The 5,145-nt window shown below is 59.4% G+C and carries 6 protein-coding genes; 5 read left to right on the top strand and 1 reads right to left on the bottom strand.

Going from position 1 to position 5,145, the window contains the following annotated elements; genetic code table 11:
- Positions 1-31: 31 nt before the first annotated feature.
- The 4 genes from AC1DRJ_RS18715 (at position 32) to ada (ending at position 2,823) form a co-directional block, all read left to right on the top strand.
- Entirely contained in the window at positions 32-208 is a 177-nt protein-coding gene (locus AC1DRJ_RS18715; RefSeq protein ID WP_477803469.1) for a hypothetical protein, read from the top strand.
- Between the two features lie 125 nt (positions 209-333).
- A complete protein-coding gene (locus AC1DRJ_RS18710) occupies positions 334-1,002 on the top strand; it encodes a 2OG-Fe(II) oxygenase (protein ID WP_477803468.1) in 669 nt (222 codons plus the stop codon).
- 3 nt (positions 1,003-1,005) lie between these two features.
- Positions 1,006-1,671: a DNA oxidative demethylase AlkB gene (gene alkB / locus AC1DRJ_RS18705; protein ID WP_477803467.1), complete on the top strand. Its 666-nt coding sequence runs from the start codon at positions 1,006-1,008 to the stop codon at positions 1,669-1,671.
- A gap of 87 nt (positions 1,672-1,758) precedes the next feature.
- Positions 1,759-2,823 carry a bifunctional DNA-binding transcriptional regulator/O6-methylguanine-DNA methyltransferase Ada gene (ada, locus tag AC1DRJ_RS18700; RefSeq protein ID WP_477803466.1) on the top strand — a complete coding sequence of 355 codons (1,065 nt, stop codon included), beginning with the start codon at positions 1,759-1,761 and terminating at the stop codon, positions 2,821-2,823.
- Here ada and acuI read toward each other — a convergent pair whose 3' ends face one another.
- On the bottom strand, positions 2,824-3,807 hold the full coding sequence (gene acuI, locus AC1DRJ_RS18695; RefSeq protein WP_477803465.1) for an acrylyl-CoA reductase (NADPH): 984 nt from the start codon (positions 3,805-3,807) through the stop codon (positions 2,824-2,826).
- A gap of 186 nt (positions 3,808-3,993) precedes the next feature.
- On the opposite strand from acuI, the gene AC1DRJ_RS18690 reads away from it, so the two are divergent.
- Positions 3,994-5,058, top strand: a complete 1,065-nt coding sequence (locus AC1DRJ_RS18690; protein ID WP_477803464.1) for an NAD(P)H-dependent flavin oxidoreductase — start codon at positions 3,994-3,996, stop codon at positions 5,056-5,058.
- The last annotated feature ends 87 nt before the right edge of the window (positions 5,059-5,145 follow it).

Raw genomic sequence — 5,145 nt, 5'->3', positions numbered from 1 at the left:
GAGTAACGTCCGCACATGAAACAAGGCAGGTATGACCGTGGCCCAAACGACCAAATATGTCATCAAATACAAACTCAACGGTGAACGCCGCTTTGAGTTTGCCCAGCTTGAAAACGGCACCGCAGAAGAAGCCAAGGCCGCGCTTGACGCCATTCATGGCGAGAGCGACGACGTCATCAGTGATATCAGCGTCAGCAAAGCGCTGTAACAGCTCTCGGAGCGACAACATGGATGTCTGCTCCTGCAGCTGACATTTGACCGCAAGCGCCGGAGTGTTCGCCCCACCATCACCGCCTAKACTGACCCATCAACCTCTGGTCAAGGCGTCAGAACATGCTGGAGCAACAACTCGATCAGGATGGCTGCGCCATTATCCGATCACTCCTGAGTGCCGAAGCCTGCGACGAAATCAGCGCCCTGTACGGGCAGCCTGAGCTCTTTCGCTCACAGGTGATCATGGCTCGTCACGGTTTTGGCCGTGGCGAGTACAAGTACTTCAGATATCCCTTGCCGGAACACATCGCCCGTTTGCGAAACGAGCTCTACCCCGGACTGGTGCCGATTGCCAATCGCTGGTACGAATGCATGGACCTGCCGACGCGCTTTCCCGCCAAGCACGAAGCGTTTGTGCAACGCTGCCATGCCGCCGGTCAGGAACGCCCGACGCCCTTGTTGCTGCAATATGGCCCGCAGGACTACAACTGCCTGCATCAGGATCTGTACGGCGAACACGTCTTCCCTTTGCAAGTGGCGATTCTCCTGTCAGAACCGGGCGTGGACTTCACCGGCGGCGAATTCGTCCTGACCGAACAGCGCCCCCGCATGCAGTCACGCCCTCAGGTCATTGACCTGAAAAAAGGCGATGCCTTGGTCTTTGCCGTCAGCCAGCGGCCGGTCAAAGGTGTTCGCGGCTATTACCGAGTGAACATGCGCCACGGCGTGAGTCGCGTGCACAGCGGGAAACGGCACACCCTTGGAATCATCTTTCACGACGCGTTATGACTCATGAGCCCCATCACCCTGGATTTGTTTACCAACACAGAACCCGAGCAACCGCCAAGGCGCGAGCAGATCGGCGAACAGGCCTGTGTCTTGCGCGGCTTTGCCCTGCCCTGGCTGGATCCGTTGCTGACCGCGCTGAACGCAGTTTTAGCGGCCGCACCGTTTCGGCAGATGGTCACGCCCGGCGGTTTTACCATGTCGGTGGCGTTAAGCAGTTGCGGCGCCTTGGGCTGGACCACTGATCGAAGCGGCTACAAATACACGCGCAATGACCCTCAGACCGGGCAACCCTGGCCCGAGATGCCTGAGGTGTTTTTCAAGCTAGCCCAAGCTGCTGCGTGTGAAGCGGGGTTCGTGGATTTTGTCCCCGATTCCTGCCTGATCAACCGCTACGTCCCTGGCGCCAAGATGTCATTGCACCAGGATAAAGACGAAGGCTCCTATGCAGCCCCGATCGTTTCGGTGTCGCTGGGGTTGCCGGCGACGTTCCTGTTCGGCGGCTTTGAACGAAGCGATAAAAGCCTGCGCGTGCCGTTGCTGCATGGCGACATCGTAGTCTGGGGTGGCGTAGACCGTTTGCGCTATCACGGCGTACTGCCGATCAAGGACGGTCAACATTCGAGACTGGGTGAACAAAGGATCAATTTCACGTTTCGCACGGCCGGATGAAGCGCTCGAGTTTGACCGCAAGACCCGGAGTGCGGCGCCTCCTCTGCCTGATTAATCTGAATGAAACCAGTCAATGGATATACCGACATGACAACTCATTCGACGAAGACCGCTACCGAAATCGATCCACGCTGGGCCGCAGTCGTCGCCCGCGATCCGACCGCAGACGGACAGTTTGTCTATGCCGTAAAAACCACCGGCATCTACTGCCGCCCCAGCAGCCTGGCGCGCTTGCCGAAACCGCAGAATGTCGAATTTTTCGATACCCCGGAGCAAGCCCAAGCGGCGGGCTATCGACCAAGCAAACGCGCTACAAAAGATCAAAGTGACGTCGCCGCCCAACACGCGGCCACCGTTGCCGCTGCCTGCCGACACATCGAATCCGCCGAAAATCTCCCGGCACTCAATGAACTGGCGGATGCCGCGGGCCTCAGCAGTTTTCACTTCCATCGAGTGTTCAAAGCCGTCACCGGGCTGACACCCAAGGGCTACGCCACGGCCCATCGCTCGCGCAAGGTGCGTGAACACCTGACGGACGGCAGCACAGTCACCGATGCCCTGTATGACGCTGGTTTCAATTCCAACAGCCGCTTCTATGAAGCAGCCGATCATCTTTTGGGCATGAAGCCACGTGACTACCGCGCCGCCGGGCACAATACCGACATCCGTTTTGCGGTCGGCCAGTGTTCCCTGGGTGCGATTCTGGTGGCGCAAAGTGAACGCGGGGTTTGCGCGATTTTACTGGGGGATGATCCGCATCAACTGGTCTGCGATTTACAGGACAAATTTCGCCGCGCCAACCTGATCGGTGCCGATCATGATTTCGAGCAACTGATCGCTCAGGTTGTAGGATTTATCGAAGCTCCGGCTCTCGGCCTGGACTTGCCGCTGGACGTGCGCGGCACCGCGTTCCAGGAGCGCGTCTGGCAGGCCTTGCGCGAGATTCCTGCCGGCAGCACCGCCAGTTATTCCGAGATCGCCCAACGCATCGGGTCGCCCAAGGCCGTGCGCGCCGTGGCTCAGGCGTGTGGCGCGAACAGTCTRGCGGTGGCGATTCCTTGCCACCGGGTGGTGCGTAGCGACGGCAACCTGTCGGGCTACCGCTGGGGGGTTGAGCGCAAACGCGTTTTACTGGAGCGCGAGAAGCGCTGATCAGCGATTCACATCAACTACAACCCGCCCGCGCAATTGCCCGGCAAGCAGACGCTGCGCCGCTTCGATGGCTTCGCTCAAACCGATTTCATGACTGATCAGCGGCAGCAACGCGAAGTCCAGATCCTTGGCCAGTCGATTCCAGGCGAGTACTCGTCTGGCCTTGGGCTGGGTCACGCTGTTGATCCCGGCCAATGTCACGCCGCGCAAAATGAAGGGTGCGACCGAGGCCGGAAAGTCCATGCCTTGCGCCAGACCACACGCCGCAACCGTGCCGTTGGCCTTGGTGCTGGCACAGGCATTGGCCAGCGTGTGACTGCCGACCGAGTCTATGACCGCCGCCCAACGCTCCTTCGCCAACGGTTTGCCCGGTTCGGACAATGTGGCGCGGTCGATGATTTCACTGGCGCCCAGCTGTTTGAGGTACTCGTGTTCGGACGTGCGACCGGTGGATGCGACGACGCGATAACCCAGCTTGTTCAATAGAGCGATGGCGAAACTGCCTACACCGCCATTGGCCCCGGTCACTAGCACGTCGCCTTGCTCAGGCGTCACGCCGTTATGTTCCAGCGCCAGGATGCTCAGCATTGCCGTATAGCCGGCGGTGCCAATCGCCATGGCCTGAGCAGGGGTAAATTCCTTTGGCAACGGGATCAGCCAGTCACCGTTCAGGCGCGCCTTCTGCGCCAATCCACCCCAATGCCCTTCGCCCACGCCCCAGCCATTGAGTACGACTTGATCACCGACCTTGTAGTCCGGGTGTTCACTGGATTCGACAGTGCCGGCCAGATCAATCCCCGGCACCATGGGGAATTTGCGCACCACCGGGCTGCTGCCGGTGATTGCCAAGCCATCCTTGAAGTTGAGGGTGCTGTACGCCACGCGCACCGTCACATCACCCTCGGGCAGTTGATCGTCATTGATCTGTTGCAGTGTGGCCCGGTAACCGCTGTCGTCTTTGTCGATCAAAATACCGTTGAACATCGTTGCCTCTCAATGGAATCAATCAGGATGTGGGGCCCTTGGAATACCACAAAGGCACAATTAGCCGTACAAGACTTTAAGCCAAACCGCAGGCCAACCAAAAGTCGACTGGCCCTGCACCGGTGATAGCTGGTAAAAACCGGTTCTACCGTCCCTGCCCTGTTTTGACGTCGGAGCATCATTCACATGAGCCAATGGCCAGACACCCGCATTCTCGACCTGCTCGGTATCGAACTACCGATCATTCAGGCCCCCATGGCCGGCGCCAATGGATCGGCCATGGTCATCGCGACGAGTAACGCCGGCGGCCTGGGCTCGATGCCGGCGGCGATGCTGAGCATCGAGCAACTGCGCGAAGAGTTGAAGACGATTCGCCAACACACCCAGCGCCCGTTCAACATCAACTATTTCTGCCATCAAACGCCGGCCCCTGACGAGCAACGTGCCCGGGACTGGAAGGATCTGCTGGAACCTTACTACCGGGAACTGGGCGTCGATTTCGATGCGCCGACACCAGTTTCCAATCGAGCGCCGTTCGATGCCGCGTCCTGTGAGATCGTCGAAGAGTTTCGCCCTGAAGTGGTCAGTTTTCACTTCGGCCTGCCGGAAAAATCCCTGCTGGATCGGGTAAAAGCCACCGGCGCGAAGATTCTCTCCTCGGCCACCACAGTCGAAGAAGCCGTCTGGCTGGAACAGCAGGGCTGTGACGCAATCATCGCCATGGGTTACGAAGCCGGTGGTCATCGCGGGATGTTTCTCAGTGACAATCTGAGCAGCCAGGTCGGGACCTTCGCCTTGGTGCCTCAGATTGTCGATGCCGTGAACGTACCGGTGATTGCAGCTGGCGGAATCAGTGATGCGCGGGGTGTTGCGGCTGCCTTTGTGTTGGGCGCTTCGGCGGTACAGGTGGGCACGGCTTACTTGTTCACACCGGAAGCCAAAGTCAGCCGGTCACATTACAAAGCATTGCGCACCGCCAAAGAAAGCGAGACCGCCGTCACCAACATTTTCACCGGTCGCCCGGCTCGCGGCATTCTCAATCGGGTGATGCGTGAAATCGGGCCGATCAGCGATAAAGCGCCGACCTTCCCACTCGCCGGTGGTGCGCTGATGCCGCTGCGAGCCAAGGATGAAAAGGATTTCAGCAATCTGTGGGCCGGGCAGGCATTCAGGTTAGGCGTTGAAATGACGGCTGCAGAATTGACCCGACACCTGGCGGATGCAGGACTGGCCAAGCTGCTCGGTCGATAAAGCGATCCCCTGTAGCAGCTGCCGAGCCCGCGAGGCTGCGTCCGGCGGCGCAGCCGTCGTAAACCCCGCCTCCACGGTGTATTTGAT

It is taken from the genome of Pseudomonas sp. P5_B2 (genome assembly GCF_056400445.1).
Note: the sequence above shows the minus strand (reverse complement) of the source record. Positions and strands in the feature narration are given on the sequence as shown.